Annotated in this window: 17 protein-coding genes; 12 read left to right on the top strand and 5 right to left on the bottom strand. The window is 69.9% G+C overall.

The features are described from left to right. Positions 1-225 precede the first annotated feature (225 nt). From ACIRYZ_RS33290 to ACIRYZ_RS33310, 5 genes are all read left to right on the top strand, one after another. Positions 226-1,215: an ABC transporter permease gene (locus ACIRYZ_RS33290; RefSeq protein WP_393029496.1), complete on the top strand. Its 990-nt coding sequence runs from the start codon at positions 226-228 to the stop codon at positions 1,213-1,215. A gap of 52 nt (positions 1,216-1,267) precedes the next feature. Next, a complete protein-coding gene (locus ACIRYZ_RS33295; RefSeq protein ID WP_402951623.1) occupies positions 1,268-3,049 on the top strand; it encodes an ABC transporter substrate-binding protein in 1,782 nt (593 codons plus the stop codon). A 98-nt stretch (positions 3,050-3,147) separates the two neighbouring features. Further along, positions 3,148-4,158 (top strand): ABC transporter permease, encoded by a 1,011-nt coding sequence (locus ACIRYZ_RS33300; protein ID WP_402951625.1) that lies wholly within the window; start codon positions 3,148-3,150, stop codon positions 4,156-4,158. Further along, the gene (locus tag ACIRYZ_RS33305) at positions 4,155-5,246 is read left to right on the top strand and encodes an ABC transporter ATP-binding protein (RefSeq protein WP_402951626.1); all 1,092 of its coding nucleotides are present in this window, start codon (positions 4,155-4,157) and stop codon (positions 5,244-5,246) included. Before ACIRYZ_RS33300 ends, ACIRYZ_RS33305 begins: the two co-directional genes overlap by 4 nt. Positions 5,247-5,280: 34 nt before the next feature. After that, positions 5,281-6,345 (top strand): ABC transporter ATP-binding protein, encoded by a 1,065-nt coding sequence (locus tag ACIRYZ_RS33310; RefSeq protein ID WP_402951629.1) that lies wholly within the window; start codon positions 5,281-5,283, stop codon positions 6,343-6,345. Positions 6,346-6,445: 100 nt separating this feature from the next. On the opposite strand, the gene ACIRYZ_RS33315 is transcribed toward ACIRYZ_RS33310, so the two are convergent. Further along, positions 6,446-7,807, bottom strand: coding sequence for an acyltransferase family protein (locus ACIRYZ_RS33315; protein WP_402951631.1), 1,362 nt, complete (start codon positions 7,805-7,807; stop codon positions 6,446-6,448). Positions 7,808-7,937: 130 nt separating this feature from the next. Between ACIRYZ_RS33315 and ACIRYZ_RS33320 the strand changes: the two genes are divergently transcribed. After that, positions 7,938-8,597, top strand: a complete 660-nt coding sequence (locus tag ACIRYZ_RS33320) for a trimeric intracellular cation channel family protein (protein WP_393029478.1) — start codon at positions 7,938-7,940, stop codon at positions 8,595-8,597. Here the strand turns inward: ACIRYZ_RS33320 and ACIRYZ_RS33325 are convergent. Next, entirely contained in the window at positions 8,503-9,270 is a 768-nt protein-coding gene (locus tag ACIRYZ_RS33325; RefSeq protein WP_402951635.1) for an IclR family transcriptional regulator, read from the bottom strand. The genes ACIRYZ_RS33320 and ACIRYZ_RS33325 overlap by 95 nt on opposite strands. A gap of 169 nt (positions 9,271-9,439) precedes the next feature. Here ACIRYZ_RS33325 and ACIRYZ_RS33330 point away from each other — a divergent pair, with 169 nt between their 5' ends. From ACIRYZ_RS33330 to ACIRYZ_RS33340, 3 genes are all read left to right on the top strand, one after another. After that, positions 9,440-10,621, top strand: a complete 1,182-nt coding sequence (locus ACIRYZ_RS33330; protein WP_402951638.1) for a cysteine desulfurase family protein — start codon at positions 9,440-9,442, stop codon at positions 10,619-10,621. Positions 10,622-10,672: 51 nt separating this feature from the next. After that, positions 10,673-11,809, top strand: a complete 1,137-nt coding sequence (mnmA, locus tag ACIRYZ_RS33335; RefSeq protein WP_387623759.1) for a tRNA 2-thiouridine(34) synthase MnmA — start codon at positions 10,673-10,675, stop codon at positions 11,807-11,809. 121 nt (positions 11,810-11,930) lie between these two features. Continuing rightward, positions 11,931-13,103 carry an alpha/beta hydrolase family protein gene (locus ACIRYZ_RS33340; protein ID WP_402951642.1) on the top strand — a complete coding sequence of 391 codons (1,173 nt, stop codon included), beginning with the start codon at positions 11,931-11,933 and terminating at the stop codon, positions 13,101-13,103. Positions 13,104-13,145: 42 nt separating this feature from the next. Here ACIRYZ_RS33340 and ACIRYZ_RS33345 read toward each other — a convergent pair whose 3' ends face one another. The 3 genes from ACIRYZ_RS33345 to ACIRYZ_RS33355 all read right to left on the bottom strand — a co-directional run bounded on the left by ACIRYZ_RS33345 (position 13,146) and on the right by ACIRYZ_RS33355 (position 15,250). Next, positions 13,146-14,303, bottom strand: a complete 1,158-nt coding sequence (locus ACIRYZ_RS33345; protein ID WP_402951645.1) for a methyltransferase domain-containing protein — start codon at positions 14,301-14,303, stop codon at positions 13,146-13,148. Further along, on the bottom strand, positions 14,300-14,575 hold the full coding sequence (locus tag ACIRYZ_RS33350; RefSeq protein WP_402951648.1) for a hypothetical protein: 276 nt from the start codon (positions 14,573-14,575) through the stop codon (positions 14,300-14,302). Before ACIRYZ_RS33350 ends, ACIRYZ_RS33345 begins: the two co-directional genes overlap by 4 nt. A 207-nt stretch (positions 14,576-14,782) precedes the next feature. After that, complete coding sequence (locus ACIRYZ_RS33355; RefSeq protein ID WP_402951651.1) at positions 14,783-15,250, bottom strand: ATP-binding protein; 468 nt, start codon at positions 15,248-15,250, stop codon at positions 14,783-14,785. Between the two features lie 177 nt (positions 15,251-15,427). Between ACIRYZ_RS33355 and ACIRYZ_RS33360 the strand changes: the two genes are divergently transcribed. Genes ACIRYZ_RS33360 through ACIRYZ_RS33370 form a run of 3 tightly spaced genes read left to right on the top strand, consistent with a single transcriptional unit; the run spans position 15,428 to position 17,708 of the window. After that, positions 15,428-16,702, top strand: a complete 1,275-nt coding sequence (locus ACIRYZ_RS33360) for a helix-turn-helix domain-containing protein (protein ID WP_402951654.1) — start codon at positions 15,428-15,430, stop codon at positions 16,700-16,702. After that, positions 16,699-17,235, top strand: a complete 537-nt coding sequence (locus ACIRYZ_RS33365) for a flavoprotein (protein WP_402951656.1) — start codon at positions 16,699-16,701, stop codon at positions 17,233-17,235. The genes ACIRYZ_RS33360 and ACIRYZ_RS33365 overlap by 4 nt, the downstream gene beginning before the upstream one ends. Further along, positions 17,232-17,708: an NUDIX hydrolase gene (locus tag ACIRYZ_RS33370; RefSeq protein ID WP_402951658.1), complete on the top strand. Its 477-nt coding sequence runs from the start codon at positions 17,232-17,234 to the stop codon at positions 17,706-17,708. Before ACIRYZ_RS33365 ends, ACIRYZ_RS33370 begins: the two co-directional genes overlap by 4 nt. The last annotated feature ends 98 nt before the right edge of the window (positions 17,709-17,806 follow it).

Raw genomic sequence — 17,806 nt, forward strand, 5'->3', positions numbered from 1 at the left:
TCTGCGCAACGCACCGCGCGTACTGGATACCCCACAAAGGTGAGCGCGCACGCCGACCGCTCCACCACGCGACGCCCATCCCGCGTGGCGGCAGTACCTGTGCACGAAGCACTGCCGCGAACACCCGCTCCTCCTAAGCACCTCCGCACGTCCGCAGCCGCACCGCCGAAGCCGGCGCCCGGCACCCGTGGGCCGGCCACCGTCGGCGAGGGGACCCAACTGACCATGACCGCATCCGTGACCACCACCGGGAACGAACCGGAGGCACCAGCCACCGCGAGCCCGGCCAAGACGATCGAGGGCCGCTCCCTCGGTCGGATCGCCTGGACCCGCTTCAAGCGGGACAAGGCCGCCGTCGCCGGCGGCATCGTGGTGATCCTGCTGATCCTGCTCGCCGTGCTGTCCGGGCCGATCGAGTCCCTGTTCGGGCTCGACCCCGACAACCCGAACCCGGACCTGCTGGACGCCAACCTCGGTGGCCTGCCGCTCGGGGACTGGGGCGGCATGAGCGCGGACCACCCGCTCGGCATCGACCCCCTGCAGGGCCGCGACCTGCTCGCCCGCGTGGTCGACGGCTCCTGGGTCTCCCTGCTGGTCGCCTTCGGCGCGACCGTCCTGTCCAACACCATCGGCGCCGTGCTCGGCGTGATGGCCGGCTACTACGGCGGCTGGGTGGACACCCTGATCAGCCGGCTGATGGACGTCTTCCTGGCGTTCCCGCTGCTGCTCTTCGCCATCGCGATCTCCGCCTCGCTCCAGGGCGGCGCGTTCGGCCTGCACGGCCTCCCGCTGCACATCATGGTGCTGATCTTCGTGATCGGCTTCTTCAACTGGCCCTACATGGGCCGGATCGTGCGCGGACAGACGCTGTCGCTGCGCGAGCGGGAGTTCGTCCACGCGGCCCGCAGCCTCGGCGCCCGCGGCCCGTTCATCCTGTTCAAGGAGCTGCTGCCCAACCTGGCCGGCCCGATCCTGGTCTACTCGACCCTGCTGATCCCGACCAACATCCTCTTCGAGGCCGGGCTGAGCTTCCTCGGCGTCGGCATCCAGCCCCCGCAGTCCTCCTGGGGCGGCATGCTCGCCGACGCGAAGAACTACTACCAGGTCGACCCCCAGTACATGGTGGTCCCCGGTCTGGCGATCTTCATCACCGTGCTCGCGTTCAACCTGCTCGGCGACGGGCTGCGTGACGCCCTCGATCCCAAGAGCAACTGACACCACGTCAGGAAACTCCCTCCTCCACATCCTCAAGGGGTTGATCTCACCCATGCGTAGGTCCCGTACCGTCGCGCTTACCGCCGCGGCCGCCGCCGTGGTCCTGGTCGTCACCGGCTGTTCGTCCAGCTCCAAGGGCGGCGACAGCGGCTCCTCGTCCTCGGCCGGCTCCAACGATGCGAGCGGCGGCGGCGCCGACGCGGCAACCAAGCAGATCGTCAACGTCTCGGACAAGAAGGGCGGGACGGTCACCTACGAGATGAAGGGCACCCCGGACTCCCTCGACCCGGGCAACACCTACTACGCGTACATCTACAACTTCGCGCGCCTGTACGCTCGTTCGCTGACCACTTTCAACCCGGCGCCGGGCCAGGACGGCAACAAGCTGGTCCCGGACCTCGCCGAGTCGATGGGCCAGCCCAGCGCGGACGGCCTGACCTGGACGTACAAGCTGCGCGCCGGCCTGAAGTACGACGACGGCACCCCGATCACCTCCAAGGACGTCAAGTACGCCGTGGAGCGCTCGAACTACGCGCCCGAGGTGAACTCCAACGGCCCGACGTACTTCCACGACCTGCTGGTCGACAACCCGACGCCGTACCAGGGTCCGTACAAGGACAAGACCGGCGACCTGAAGTCGATCGAGACGCCGGACGACACCACGGTCGTCTTCCACCTCCAGCACCCCTTCGCCGACTTCGACTACCTGGTCAGCGCCCCGCAGACCGCGCCGGTCCCGCAGGCCAAGGACACCGGTGCCGACTACGTGAAGCACATCGTGTCCTCGGGCTCCTACAAGTTCGAGACCTACGAGGACGGCAAGCAGGCCGTCCTGGTGCCGAACACCAACTGGGACAAGGGCACCGACCCGATCCGCAAGCAGCTGGCGGACAAGATCGTGCTCAAGATGAACATCGACCAGGCCACCATCGACAAGGACCTGCTGGCCGGCAACGCCCAGGTCGACCTGGTGGGCGGCGGCGTCGACCCGCAGACCCAGGCGCAGATCCTGCGCGACCCGAAGCTCAAGGCCAAGACCGACAACGCCTACGGCGGCCGCCTGGTCTACATGGCGATCAACACCAAGGTCGCGCCGTTCGACAACATCGACTGCCGCAAGGCCGTTCAGTACGCGATCGACAAGGTCTCGGTGCAGACCGCGCTCGGCGGCCCGATCCGCGGCCAGGTGGCCAGCACCGTGCTCCCGCCGGACATCCCGGGCCACCAGGACTTCAACCTGTACGAGACCAAGGACAACAAGGGTGACGATGCCAAGGCCAAGGACTCCCTGAAGGCCTGCGGCAAGGACGGCGGCTTCAGCACCGTCCTGTCCGCCCGCACCGAGCGCGCCACCGAGGTCGCCGCGGCCACCGCCATCCAGGCGCAGCTGAAGAAGATCGGCATCAACGTCGAGATCCAGCAGTACCCGCAGGGCAAGTACCTGACCGACTCGGCCGGTGCGCCGCAGTTCACCCAGGACCACAACATCGGTCTGATGATGATGCAGTGGGGCGCCGACTGGCCGACCGGCTACGGCTTCCTGCAGCAGATCGTCGACGGCCGCGCGATCAAGCCCTCCGGCAACAGCAACCTCGCGCAGCTGAACGACCCCGCCGTCAACAAGATGATCGACGACGCCGCGGTCAACCCCGACCGGGCGGCCCGCGAGAAGATCTACGGCGACATCGACAAGAAGGTCATGGAGTCCGCTGCCTACGTCCCGCTGACCGACTTCAAGGTCTTCCTGTACCGCCCGGACAGCGCCACCAACATGGCCTCCACCTCGGCCTTCTCGGGTGAGTACGACTACCTGAACATCGGCACCACCAAGTAAGAGCCTGGCTCCACATCCCTGAAGGCAGGTGAAGGCAGCGGCGCCCGTCGCCGTCCGGAAGACCCCGGACGGCGGCGGGCCGCCGGAGCCGCCCAACTGTGTTTGCCTACATCATCCGCAGGATCTTCGCGGCCGTGCTGCTGCTGCTGGTCGTCAGCGCCGTCACCTTCGCGATCTTCTTCCTGCTTCCGCGCCTGGCCGGCGAGACCACCGACCAGCTGGCCGCGCAGTACATCGGGAAGGACCCGGGGCCCACGGCGATCGCCGCGGTCAAGCAGAACCTCGGCCTCGACCAGCCCCTGTACACCCAGTACTGGCACTTCCTGAAGGCGCTGGTCGCCGGCGCCGAGTACAAGTTCGGGCCGGAACCGGCCACCTGCCACGTGCCCTGCTTCGGCTACTCCTTCAAGAGTCATCTCGAGGTCTGGCCGCTGATGACCAGCCGGATCCCGGTCACCATCTCGCTCGCCATCGGCGCGTCGGTGCTCTGGCTGCTCTCCGGCATCACCACCGGCGTGATCTCGGCCCTCAAGCCGCGGTCGATCTTCGACCGGCTCTCCATGGGCGTCGCCCTGGCCGGTGTCTCGCTGCCGGTCTTCTTCACCGGCGCCCTGCTGCTGACGGTGTTCAGCTACGAGTGGCCGATCCTGGACAACCTGCACTACGTCAACTTCACCGACGACCCGCTGATGTGGGCCCGCAACCTGATCCTGCCATGGATCTCGCTGGCCTTCCTCTACTCCGCGCTCTACGCCCGGCTCACCCGCGCCGGGATGCTGGAGACGATGAGCGAGGACTACATCCGCACCGCCCGGGCCAAGGGCCTGGTCGAGCGCAAGGTGGTCGTCAAGCACGGGCTGCGCTCCGCACTCACCCCGATCGTCACCATCTTCGGCATGGACCTCGGTCTGCTGCTCGGCGGTGCGCTGATCACCGAGCAGGTCTTCTCGCTCAACGGCATCGGCCAGTTCGCCGTCCAGGCGATCACCGACAACGACCTGCCCAAGATCCTCGGCGTCACCCTGCTGGCCGCCTTCTTCATCGTCGTCTGCAACCTCGTGGTCGACCTCCTGTACGCCTTCGTCGACCCCCGCGTGAGGCTCTCGTGACCGAGCTCAAGAAGACTCCGGCGGACGCCGATTCCGCCCCGGCGGACGCCGCGCCGACGCCCCTGGGCGACCCGTTCCTGTCCGTCCGCGACCTGCGGATCCACTTCGACACCGACGACGGCCTGGTCCGCTCGGTGGACGGGGTCAGCTTCGACCTGCACAAGGGCCGCACCCTGGGCATCGTCGGCGAGTCCGGTTCCGGGAAGTCCGTCACCTCGCTGGGCATCATGGGCCTGCACCGCTCCAAGCGGGCGAGGATCAGCGGTGAGATCCGGCTGGACGGCGAGGAGCTGATCGCGGCCGGACCGGACCGGGTGCGCCAACTGCGCGGCCGCGAACTGGCGATGATCTTCCAGGATCCGCTGACCGCGATGCACCCGTACTACACGGTCGGCGCGCAGATCATGGAGGCGTACCGGGTGCACCACCCCCAGGCCTCCAAGAAGCAGGCCAGGGCCCGTGCGATCGAGATGCTCGACCGGGTCGGCATCCCGCAGCCGGACCGCCGGGTGGACGACTACCCGCACCAGTTCTCCGGCGGCATGCGCCAGCGCGCGATGATCGCCATGGCCCTGGTCAACGACCCCTCGCTGCTGATCGCCGACGAGCCCACCACCGCCCTGGACGTCACCGTCCAGGCGCAGATCCTGGACCTCATCCGCGACCTCCAGGAGGAGTTCGGCTCCGCCGTCATCATCATCACCCACGACCTCGGGGTGGTCGCCGAGCTCGCCGACGACATCCTGGTCATGTACGGCGGCAAGTGCATCGAGCGCGGGCCGGCCGAGACCCTTTTCGACGCGCCCGAACACCCCTACACCTGGGGCCTGCTGGGATCGATGCCGCGCCTGGACCGGGAGCTGCAGGACCGCCTCGTGCCGGTCAAGGGCACCCCGCCCAGCCTGATCAACGTGCCGTCGGGCTGCGCCTTCCACCCGCGCTGCCCGTACGCCGCCCTGACCGGCGGGCGCTCCACGAGCGAGCTCCCGGTGCTGACCGAGGCCGCGCCCGGCCACTTCGCGGCCTGCCACCTGCCGGCCGACGAGCGGCACCGCATCTTCGCCGAAGAGATCGCGCCCCGGCTGTGAGCCCGGCCTCGTACCACCTTTCTGGAGAGAACCGATGACGGACACTCAGGGGGCCACGCCCCTCGCACGGGGAAATGGGGCTTCCCCGGCGCCCGCCTCCGACCGCGAGCCGCTGCTGAGGGTGACCGGCCTGACCCGGCACTTCCCGATCCGCGGCGGACTGCTGCGGCGCCAGACCGGCGCGGTGCGGGCCGTCGACGGCATCGACTTCACGGTCAACGCCGGTGAGACGCTGGGCGTCGTCGGCGAGTCCGGCTGCGGCAAGTCGACCATGGGCCGGCTGGTCACCAGGCTCGACGAACCCACCGCCGGGACGATCGAGTTCGAGGGCGCCGACATCAGCCACCTGGGCGTCGGCGCGATGCGGCCGATGCGCCGCGACATCCAGATGATCTTCCAGGACCCGTACTCCTCGCTGAACCCCCGGCACACCGTCGGCACCATCGTCAGCGCGCCGTTCAAGCTCCAGGGCGTGCAGCCCGAGGGCGGGGTCAAGAAGGCCGTCCAGGAGCTGCTGGAGCTGTGCGGGCTCAGTCCCGAGCACTACAACCGCTACCCGCACGAGTTCTCCGGCGGCCAGCGCCAGCGCATCGGCATCGCCCGGGCGCTCGCGCTCAAGCCGAAGATGATCGTCGCGGACGAGCCGGTCTCCGCGCTGGACGTGTCGATCCAGGCGCAGGTGGTCAACCTGCTGGACGACCTCCAGCGGGAGCTGGGACTGACGTACCTGATCATCGCGCACGACCTCTCGGTGGTCCGGCACGTCTCGGACCGGGTGGCGGTGATGTACCTCGGCAAGATCGTCGAGATCGCCGACCGGGACTCGCTCTACCGCAGTCCGATGCACCCGTACACCAACGCCCTGATGTCGGCGGTCCCGGTGCCGGACCCGCGCCGGCGCCAGCGGGCCGGGCGCGAGCGGATCCTGCTCAAGGGCGACGTGCCCTCGCCGATCAACCCGCCCAGCGGCTGCCGGTTCCGGACGCGCTGCTGGAAGGCGCAGGAGGTGTGCGCCACCCAGGAGCCGCCGCTGGCGGCGCTGAAGACCGGGCACCAGGTGGCCTGCCACTTCCCCGAGGGGAACGAGGGGAACGAGTAGGCGCAGCCCGGAGAGCGGGGCTGACTCGTAGGACCGGTGCGAAAAGGCCGTCCGCCCCCACTCGGGGACGGACGGCCTCTCGTCGTTCACGCCGTCGGCGTCAGCCGCGGCCGCTCGGGACGGGCTCCGTCTCCCGGGGCGCGGCGGCCGGCTCCGGCTCGCGCGAGGTCTGGGCGACCGGACGAGCCGGCAGCGCGGTGGCCGGGAAGCGGCGGTTCAGCGCCTTGATCGCCTTGCGGCCGAGGTTCTGGAACGGGATCTCGATCAGGCGGTAGCTGAGGTAGCTGATCACCAGCAGGGCGGCCATGAAGCCGAAGAACTGCAGGCTCCGGTCCTGCCAGGAGGTGAAGGGCGGGCGCCCCTCCAGCTTCCAGTTCATGAAGTGGATGAGCGGGTTGTGCAGCAGGTACACCGAGTAGCTGACCGTTCCCAGCCAGGTCAGCCAGCGCGGGAAGCGGCGGTGGCGCAGCAGCATCCCGGCCGCGAACACGACCCAGGCGGCCAGGTAGGCGAAGGAGAACGACTTCCAGGTCTCGCTCCAGGTCCGCCACAGGGCCTGGTCGTGGTTGTACATGAAGCCGGACAGGAAGCCCGCGGTGAGGACGAAGGCGCAGCACAGCAGTGCCGGCAGGCGGTCGATCTGGCCGTGCTCCAGCCGGTACAGCACCGTCCCGGCGAACATCGTGGCGAAGATCATCAGGGACTCGAAGGCGGCGGACCGGCTGTTCAGCAGGAGCAGCACCAGGCCCAGCGCGCCGAGCATCGTCCCGCCCCAGCGGGTCAGGTCGGCCCGGCCGGTGAGGATGCAGACCATCGCGGTGACCACGACGACCACGGCGGCCAGCACCAGGTGTCTGGTGGCCGGCAGGCCGCCGGCCGTGAGCGAGCCGAGCGGCAGCCAGGCGCCGAGGACCAGCGCCATGCCGGCGAAGCCGATCGCGAGCGGGGCGCTCTGCCGGTGCCGGCCGTTGACGAACAGGGCCGTCACGAAGAAGTAGAAGAGCATCTCGTAGGAGAGCGTCCACATCACCCCGATGACGTTGGTGACGCCCATCAGGTCCTGGATCATCAGGCCGTTGCCCGCCAGCGTGAGCAGCGGGTGGTCGAACGCCCAGCCCTGGATCACCGAGTGGCTGCGCGGCATGATCAGGAGGCTGAGGACCACGGTGACGATCACCACCGGGTAGATCCGGAAGTACCGGCCCGCCCAGAACGAGCGGACGTCGCCGCGCCGCTCCAGTGAGGCCGGGATGATGTACCCGCTCACCAGGAAGAACAGCATCACGCCGAAGATGCCAGGGTCCAGGTAGCGCGGTTCGTGGTCGGCGTGCAGCCAGTGGAACGGCAGTGCCAGGTGATAGACGGCGACGGAGAGCGCGGCTATGCCGCGTAGAGCGTCGAGCCAGCCGAGCCGGGCGGCGGCGGGCTTCAGCGTCACAGGCGCGGGGGGTTTCAGCGTCACAGGCGGAGGTTAGCGGAATCCGGGGCGGGCGGTTCGTGGGCGAGTCGCGGAAGACCCCGCCCGCGAGACGATTTCATCCGGACTGTGACCCTTGTCCCGACATGCGTGTCGCATCGGGTACACATGGACGGTGAGTTCACAGATCTTCCCCTCCGACGTGCAGCAGTCGCTGGACCTCATCGGCATATTCGTCTTCGCGCTCTCCGGAGCGCTGCTCGCCGTCCGCAAGAACATGGACATCTTCGGGATCTGTGTGCTGGCCGAGGTCACGGCCCTGGGCGGCGGGGTGATGCGCGACCTGGTGATCGGCGCGACCCCGGTGGCCGCCTTCACCAACCTCGGCTACTTCCTCACCCCGCTGGCCGCCGCACTGGTGGTGTTCTTCCTGCACCCCGAGGTCGAGCGGATCAACCGGGCGGTGCAGACCCTGGACGCCCTCGGCCTCGGGCTGTTCTGCGTCACCGGCACCGCCAAGGCGCACGACTTCGGGCTGGGCGCGGTCGCCGCCGTCGCGCTCGGCATGGTGACCGCGGCCGGCGGCGGCGTGATCCGCGACGTGCTGGCCGGGGAGATCCCCTCGCTGCTGCGCTGGGACCGGGAGATCTACGCCGTCCCGGCCCTGGTCGGCGCCGCCCTGGTGGCCGTGCTGATCGGCGCGAACCGGCTCACCGGCGCCACCGGCACCGCCGCCGCGCTCACCGCCTTCGGACTGCGGATGCTCGCCCTGAAGTACGGCTGGCGTGCCCCGCGGGCCTGGCACCGCAACGGTTCTCGCACCAGCGAGGAGTAGGCGAGCCGCCGTACGCGAGCGAGATCGCCTCGGCCGTGCAGAGCAGCTCCGGCACCATCCGGGCCAGTTCGGCCGGCCGCACCTGACTGGCCGGGGCGCTCAGCGCGCAGGCCGCGACCGTCCGTCCGCCGCTGCCCGCGACCGGCGCGGCCACGCAGGTCACCGGCTCCCGGTGCTCGGCCGACTCGGCCGCCCAGCCGCGCAGGCGCACCGCCGCCAGCTCGGTCTCCTCGCACGGCCCGTCCGCGGACAGCCCGGCGAGCAGCACCCGGCCGACCGCCGTCCCGGTGACCGGTGCCCGGCGTCCGATCCGCGACGGCCGGGCCGCCCAGGGCCCGGCCACCTCGTCCAGGTAGAGCACCTCGCCGTCGTGCAGCACGGCCAGTTGGACGGTGTAGCCGCAGCGCGCGTTGAGCGCGGCCAGGTAGGGCGCGGCCACCTGCCGGACGTCGAAGTCCTCCAGCGCCCGGTCGGCCAGCGAGAGCACCCGGCCGCCGACCCGGTAGCGCAGGTCGGGCTGGCGCCGGACGAAGCCGTGCTCCTCCAGGGTGCGCAGCAGTCGCAGCGCGGTGGACTTGTGCACCCCGAGGCTGCTCGCGGCCTGCTCCAGCGAGAGCGGTCCGTCGCCGAGCGAGCCGAGCAGGGTCAGCGCGCGGTCGACCGACTGCGACATGACGCCCCCCTGGAACTCGCTTGAGAAGTGTTCGTCAGGCTAACCGCTGGGCGGCGCAGTGGTACAAACCAGTCCCGGACACCACCGTCCGGCCGGCCCGCGCCCGGTGGCCGGATCGGTGCGCAGGTCTGGATCACGGCACCGGGGTGCCCTCTACAATCGGATGGTTATGCCATACCTGGACCATGCGGCGACCACGCCGATGCTGCCCGAGGCGATCGCCGCGATGTCGGCGCACCTGGGGGTGGTCGGCAACGCCTCGTCCCTGCACGCGGCCGGCCGCCGAGCCCGCCGGGTGGTCGAGGAGTCCCGCGAGTCGCTGGCCGATTCGCTGGGTGCCCGCCCGAGCGAGATCGTGCTCACCGGCGGCGGGACCGAGTCCGACAACCTGGCCGTCAAGGGCCTGTACTGGGCCCGCCGGGACGCCGATCCGGCCCGCACCCGGGTGCTGTGCAGCCCGGTCGAGCACCACGCGGTGCTCGACGCGGTGCACTGGCTCTCCGAGCACGAGGGCGCGTCGGTCGACTACCTGCCGGTGGACGGGTACGGCCGGGTGCACCCCGAGGCGCTGCGCGAGGCGATCGAGCGCGACCCGTCCTCGGTCGCGCTGGTCACCGTGATGTGGGCCAACAACGAGGTCGGCACCGTCCAGCCGGTGCGCGAACTGGCCGCCGTGGCCGCCGAGTACGGCATCCCGATGCACGCCGACGCGGTGCAGGCGCTCGGTCAGGTTCCGGTCTCCTTCGCCGAGTCGGGGCTCACCGCACTCACCGTCACCGGGCACAAGATCGGCGGCCCGTTCGGCATCGGCGCGCTGCTGCTCTCTCGCGGCGCCGCGCCCGTCCCGCTGCTGCACGGCGGCGGGCAGGAGCGCGACGTGCGCTCCGGCACCCTGGACGCCCCCGCCGCCGCCGGTTTCGCGGCCGCCGCGGTCTGGGCCGTCGAGCACCGCGCCGAGCACGCGGTCACCCTGGGCGCGCTGCGCGACGAGCTGGTGGCCGGGGTGCTGGCCGCCGTGCCGGACGCGGTGCTCAACGGTGACCCGGCCGCCGAGGGCCGACTGCCCGCCAACGCCCACTTCTCCTTCCCCGGCTGCGAGGGCGACGCGCTGCTGATGCTGCTGGACGCCCAGGGCATCGAGTGCTCCACCGGCTCGGCCTGCTCGGCGGGGGTGCCGCAGCCCAGCCACGTGCTGCTGGCGATGGGCGTGGACCCGCTGCTCGCCCGTGCCTCGCTGCGGTTCTCGCTCGGGCACACCTCGGTGCGCGAGGACGTCACGGTGCTGGTCGAGGCCATCGCACCGGCCGTCCAGCGCGCCCGCAACGCGGGTCTGGCGGCCGTCCGGCGGTAGCTCCGGTACGGGGCCGGGCATGTTCCACGGCCCCGTACTCTTGTATTCACCATGACTGACTTCCCGGGTGCCCCGACCACTCCGTCCACCGGCCGTCTGCGCGTGCTCGCGGCGATGTCCGGCGGAGTCGACTCCGCCGTCGCCGCCGCCCGCGCCGTCGAAGCGGGGCACGAGGTGACCGGTGTCCACCTGGCGCTGTCCGCGAATCCGCAGTCCTTCCGTACGGGCGCGCGCGGCTGCTGCACCATCGAGGACTCCCGGGACGCCTGGCGGGCGGCCGACGTGATCGGCATCCCCTTCTACGTCTGGGACCTCGCCGAGCGCTTCCGCGAGGACGTGATCGACGACTTCGTCGCCGAGTACGCGGCCGGGCGGACCCCCAACCCCTGCCTGCGCTGCAACGAGAAGATCAAGTTCGCCGCGCTGCTGGACAAGGCGATCGCGCTGGGCTTTGACGCGGTCTGCACCGGCCACTACGCCCGGATCGTCGACCTGCCGTCCGGGGAGCGCGAGCTCCACCGTGCCGTCGATGCCGCCAAGGACCAGTCCTACGTCCTCGGCGTGCTCGACGCCGACCAGCTCGCCCACTCGCTCTTCCCGCTCGGCGACACCACCAAGGAAGCCATCCGCGAGGAGGCCGAGCGCCGGGGCCTGGCCGTCGCCAAGAAGCCCGACAGCCACGACATCTGCTTCATCGCCGACGGTGACACCCAGGGCTTCCTGGCCAAGCACCTCGGCACCGCCACCGGCGACATCCTCGACGTCGACGGCACCAAGCTCGGCGAGCACGACGGCGCGTACGGCTTCACCATCGGTCAGCGCAAGGGCCTGCGGATCGGCCGCCCGGCGGCCGACGGCAAGCCGCGCTACGTGCTGGACATCTCCCCGGTGAACAACACCGTCACCGTCGGCCCGGTCGAGGGCCTCGACGTCACCGCCCTGACCGCCATCCGCCCCCGCTGGTGCGGCAGCGAGCAACTGGTCGAGGGCCGCTACACCGCCCAGCTGCGCGCCCACGGCGAAGAGGTCCCGGTCACCGCCTCGATGGTCGACGGCGAGCTCCACGTCCGCCTGGACACCCCGGCGCGCGGCATCGCCCCCGGCCAGGCCGTCGTACTGTACGACGGCACCCGCGTCATCGGCTCCGCCACCATCGCCACCACCGAGCGCCCGGCCGTCAACGCCTGAGCGAGCCATGGCGGCGTCATCCGAAGGGATGACGCCGCTGAATCGCCCGGATGACCGTGGCCGGAGAAGGCATCCATCGGGCTGATTCGAGGGGGCGGGCCGCGAACCTAACGTCAGGGGCATGACCCGAACCCGCCGCATCGCGGCCGTCGCCGCCCTTGTGCTCGCTCTGCCGCTTCCGATGGCCGGGGCCGCGATGGCCTCGCCGTCGCCGTCCCCCACGGTGGCCGCCGCCTCGGCCCCCGTCGCCTTCCACGGCGAGCTGCCCCGCCCGACCGGGCCGTACGCGGCCGGGGAGGAGGTGCTGCACCTGACCGACCAGAGCCGCACCGACCCCTGGGTGCCCTCGGCCGGGCCGCGGCAGCTGGCGGTGACGATGTTCTATCCGGCCCGGCAGAACACGGGCGAGCCCGCTCCGTACATGACCCTCGGCGAGGCGCAGAACTTCGTGGCGACGCGGGTCCCGCCGGGCACCGGAGTCCAGCCGCAGGACCTCGTGAACACCAGGACGTACGCCTACACCGATGCCAAGGCCGCAGGTGGGAAGTTCCCGCTGGTGGTGCTCTCGCCCGGCTTCGAGAACCCCCGCGCCACGCAGACCGGCCTGGCGACCGACCTCGCCAGCCACGGCTACGTCGTCGCCCTGGTCGGCCACACCTACGAGGACTCCGGCGAGACCCTCGCCGACGGCAGCACCTCGGGCTGCGCGCTCTGCCCGGACGCACCGGACTCGCTCCAGGAGAGCCGGGCGAAGGACGTGTCCTTCATCCTGGACCAGTTGACCGGGCACCACCCGGCCTGGCGCCTGTCGCACCTGATCGACCGCGACCGGATAGGCATGGCCGGCCACTCGATCGGCGGCGCGTCCACGCTGAACGCGATGGCCGATGACCAGCGGATCCAGGCAGGGGTGAACATGGACGGCACGTTCTGGGCGCCGATCCCGACCGACAAGCTGGAGGGACGCTCGTTCCTCCTGCTCGGCAAGCAGAGCAACCACGCCGCCGGCGGCGGGGACAAGTCCTGGGGCCAGACCTGGGCGGGCTGGAAGGGCTACAAGCCCTGGCTGGCCGTTGCGGGCACCAACCACGGCAGCTTCACGGACGTCGAGGTCCTGGCCGACGAGCTCGGTCTTCCGCTCCCTCCGGGGACGACCACCTCGCCGGAGCGCGGGATGCAGCTGACCCGGGAGTACGTCGGGGCCTTCTTCGACCAGACCCTCAAGGGAATCCACCAGCCGCTGCTGGACGGCCCGTCGGCGGCGAACCCGGAGGTGCTCTTCCAGCACCCTTGATGGTGACGGGCCCGGCCGTCCGGTGCGGACGGCCGGGCCCGTTCAGGGCCGTGGAACGGGGTTGTCCGGGGAGTCGAGCCAAGCGCACTGACCCTCCGGGGTGACCGTCAGGCCGAAGCGCTCCGGTCCTGGGCTGCCTTGGGCCTCCCACCACCGGTAGGCGGCCTCCACCTCGTCCCAGAGACGACGTGGTCCGTACTGCCAGGCGGTGAAGTGCTCGTCGTCGCGATCGACGGCCGCCCACGAGAGGATGTCCGTCGTCGCGACCCAAAGCCGCTCTTCGTCCTCCTCCCAGGCGGTCCACACATTGCCCAGCCTGAGCCCGAGCGCAAACCGGGCCTCCCACTGGTCTCCCGTGATCCGTGAGGGCGGCAGCGACGTCCTGGACTCCTCCGGAACGTGCTCGTCGCGTACGACGTCCCGGAAGATGCGAAGGTCCCGCCGCTGGTTGCGCATCAGCATGAAGGCGGAGTGCGGGCTGAACCGCCCGTGCGCGCGGTCGCGTTCGACGGTGAGCTTGAGCAGCCCCCAGCAGAGCATCGGGCTGTCCCAGGGCGTGAGGACGATTCCGCCGGGCTTCGTCTGCTCGATCCACGCCCACGGCACCCGCCGAACCGAGCAGGTCGACACGATCCGGTCGTACGGCTGGCGGCGGGGCCAGCCGAGGGAGCCGTCCCCACAGACCACCTCCACATTCAGAGCCGCCGCATTCAGCGAGGCCCAGGCGTGTCGGGCAACCTCGGCGTCGATTTCGACCGAGGCCACGTGCCCGGCGCCCAGGCGGTGGGCCAGGAGCGCCGCGTTCCACCCGGTCCCGGTGCCCACCTCCAGCACATTCATCCCAGGCCGGACGTCGAGGTCACGCAGCATCCTGACGACGATTGAGGGCGCCGACGCCGACGAGGACGGCCAGGCATCGGCAGCGTCAATCGGCTTCTCGCCGTCGTTGACCTGCGTCACGACCGGCACGTCCGAGTACGCCGCCTCGAACCAGCGCTCGCTGTCGGCTTGGAGGTCGCAAGGTTCGTAGCCTCTGTTGCCGTCCTCCAACCAGATCCGCTCCGGCAGAAAACGATGGCGCGGAACCGCCCTGATCGCTTCCTTCCATTCGTGTGGGACGGGGCCGCCGAGCGCTTCGCCGACGGCCCGGAGCAGGCCGCGCACGGCGGCCTGCTCCGGTCGATGCACGGGATCCGTCACTTCTCGCCTTCACCCTTCTTGTGCTTCGGATCGGGCGCCGGCTGCGACCCGTCCGGCGACGGCTTGCTCGTGCCCGGGTCCTTCTTGCCCCCGTGCTTGCCGCCGCTGGGCTTGTCAGTTCCCCAACCCATAACTTCTCCAGTTCGGTTGATCGCTGGTTGTCGGCGTGCCTCTACCGGTCCGCCGGCCGGGGCGTAGGCGGGCTCGTCGGTTTCGGCGGGGGTGGCTTCGGCCCGGGCGTAGACACGGCGGTGCTCCTCTCGGTCGGTCATGGAGATGCGGTGGTGTTCCCGCCCGCGCCGCCGGCCCGGCGGCGCGGGCGGGGGCTCAGCGGGAGCGGTTGATCAGCACCAAGGCTGCAGCGACGACGTGCAACGCGGCCGCCGCCGACACCCCGTAGGCGGTCCAGACCCGGACGGGATCAGGGGAAGGCGGCGGTGGATCCTCGGAATCGTCCTGCGGCAAAAGGCCGGTGTGGTTCACGAAGGCGGCTCAGCGACCGCGAGATCGGCGTGAACGATCTTTCCCAGCGGGAGGAGAGTGACGCCCCAGCGCCCGCGCGTGAGCCGGTGGACGATCGCCAGCCCTCGGCCTGAGGTGCGATCGGGCCCCACGTCGACCATCGCGGGCATCGAGCGGCAACCATCCCCGACGAGGATGCGGACGATACGGCTGCTCGGGCGGCGCACGGCGACGACCATGCGCGTCTGGCACCCGGTCTTGACCGCGTTGGTGGCCAGCTCGCTGACGATCACCGAGGCGTCGTCCAGGAGGTCGTCCAGCCCCCACTCCCGCAGCTTGGTCGCGACGAAGCGACGCGCGGCCGCCACCGACTCGGGCCGGTACGGCAGACAGGCAGTCGCCGGCTCGGAGTGCGGACGGACTCTCGCGCCCTCGTCCGGTTGGGGCGAGGCGTCGGCTCTCACGACATTCGAGAGGAGGGTCATCAGCGCTTCTCCTTGGCGGCTGGGGTCGGCTGCTGATGAATAGCCAACTGCACCTCGCGACCACATAGCTGGGCCCCAAGCCTGCTGTGCATGATTCATGCAGATCGCGCATCACAGATTGTCTCGGTTCGACTACGCTCGGCATATCGGGTGTGATCAGCATCAGCAGGAGGAGCCATGTCACGGACGGCCAACGGACACTCCGCAGCAGGTGGGATCGGCGAAGTGATTCGCCGCGCGAGAGTGCTCAGCGGCCGATCCCAGGCGGATGTAGCTTCCGAACTGGGCTACCACCAATCGAAGATCAGCCGACTGGAGAGCGGTAAGGGCACGCATGACATGGATGTCCTGCGTGCTGTCGCAGCTGTGCTCAACATTCCGCCGGGAAGCCTTGGCCTTACCATCCCCAACAGTGCGGACAGCAGGACGGACGACATGCACCGCCGCAACTTTCTGGCTGCGAGCGTCGTTGCGCTCGCAGCCCCGGTAACTCCTCCCCGTGTGGGGATGGAACTAGTTCAGGCACTCTTGCCGGGACCTGTTCTTGTCGATCGCGAGCCGCAGCCGGCGGCTGCGCTAGCGACTCGCCTGTCCCAGGCCCGCAGGCGCTTCTATGCCTGTCGGTATGCTGAACTCGAAACTGCACTACCGCAGTTGATCGATGACCTTCGCCAGGCTCAGAACGTGGCCAGCTGTGACGGCCGAGTCCTCTCGAGAATGCTTGCAACGGCCTACCAGACCGCAGTGAGCTTGCTACTCAAGCTCGGTGATCAGGGCAACGCCTGGCTCGCGGTCGGTCGTGCGATGGCCGAAGCTGAGCGTAGCGGCGACCCCGTGGTGATGGCTTCCAGTGTTCGTGTCCAGGTGCACGTCCTTGCCCGTGACCGGCACACCGCACCTGCCATCAGCCTCATCCGTCACACCGCAGACCAACTCGGCGGCGGTTATGACCGGCGATCGCCTGAGTACCTCGCCGCATTGGGGCTCGTGCTTCTTCGTGGCGTGACGGCGGCGAGTGCGGGCGGAGACCGTGCGACGGCGGCGGAGTTCTTGGCCGAGGCTCAGGATGTCGCGCGTTACGTCGATCTTGATGGCTCCGATTCCTGGGCAAACTTCAGCCCGACCAACGTCGCACTCCATGAAGTCAGTTCCGCCGTGGTTCTCGGTGATGCTGGTGTGGCACTGGCCGCTGCCCAACCCCTGATGCGTCGCCGCATCCCGGTTCCGGAGCGGAGGGCCGCGCTGTGGGTGGACGCCGCACGTGCGTACAGTCAACAAGGCAGGCTGGCCGAGGGATACCAAGCGCTCAGAGTCGCGGAGAGTTGTGCGTCGGAGGACATCCGCCGACGTCCCAGCATCCTGGAATTGGTCGGCGACATGGCCGCCCGCGACCGGCGCGGTACCGTTCCGGAACTTCGCCGTTTCTGCCAGGAGTTGGGAGTTCAGATTTGACCGAGCATCGCGAGCCGTTCCTCTACGTGATCGTCTGCGCTTCAGGCATTGCCGACGGCGTAGCCGAACTGATCACCGCCGCCCGCGCAGAGGGCTGGAAGGTCGGCGTGATCGCCACTCCGAGCGCTCTCGGCTTCATAGACCCGCGAGCCATCGAGGCTCAGACTGGCTATCCCATCCGCTCGGCCTGGCGTACCCCCGACGTCCCGCAGCCGCTGCCTCCGGCCGACGCCATCGCGGTTGTTCCCGCGACGTTCAATACCATTAACAAGTGGGCTGCGGGCATCTCCGACACGCTTGCGCTTGGCATTCTCTGCGAGGCATATGGCCTCGGCATCCCGGTGGCAGTCCAGCCCTACGTCAACTCCGCCCAAGCAGCCCACCCGGCCTATGCGGAAAGCCTGGCCCGCCTCCGCTCGATGGGTGTCCTGATCGGTGACTACGTGCCCCACAAGCCCAAGTCGGGCGGAGGCCGAGACAAGTACAACTGGACCCACGTCCTCGACCTGCTGCGCCCGGTGGCGCGAGCATGAAACCCCAGTCAACGCCGCTCCACTCGGTGTCCGTCGCCGGGGCGGTGGTGCGCGAGGACGGGCGAGTGCTGGCGATCCGCCGGGCCGACAACGGGACCTGGGAGCCGCCGGGCGGGGTGCTGGAGCTGGCCGAGTCGTTCGAGGACGGCGTGCGCCGCGAGGTCTACGAGGAGACCGGGATCAAGGTCGGCGTGGAGCGGCTGACCGGCGTCTACAAGAACGTGAGCCGGGGGATCGTCGCCCTCGTCTTCCGCTGCCGACCGGAGAGCGGTGCCGAGCGGCTCTCGGACGAGTCGGTCGAAGTCGATTGGCTCACACCGGCCGAGGTCTCCGACCGTATGGCCGAGGTCTACGCCGTGCGCCTACTGGATGCGCTTCGGGACGACAAGGCACCGAGCATCCGGAACCACGACGGCCGAAATCTGCTCGGCCGGATGGACACGGGCGGGGAGCGCGGGTGCGGTCGGTCATAGTGGGTGGAGCCGCGTGGGGCCGCCCCTGACTCACGGTCGACGACAGCCCTGGACGCCCTCGGGGCTTTCGACCTGCACGGGCGGTTCCTCGTTCGGGT

It is taken from the genome of Kitasatospora sp. NPDC101155 (assembly GCF_044768305.1).
Lineage (GTDB): Bacteria > Actinomycetota > Actinomycetes > Streptomycetales > Streptomycetaceae > Kitasatospora.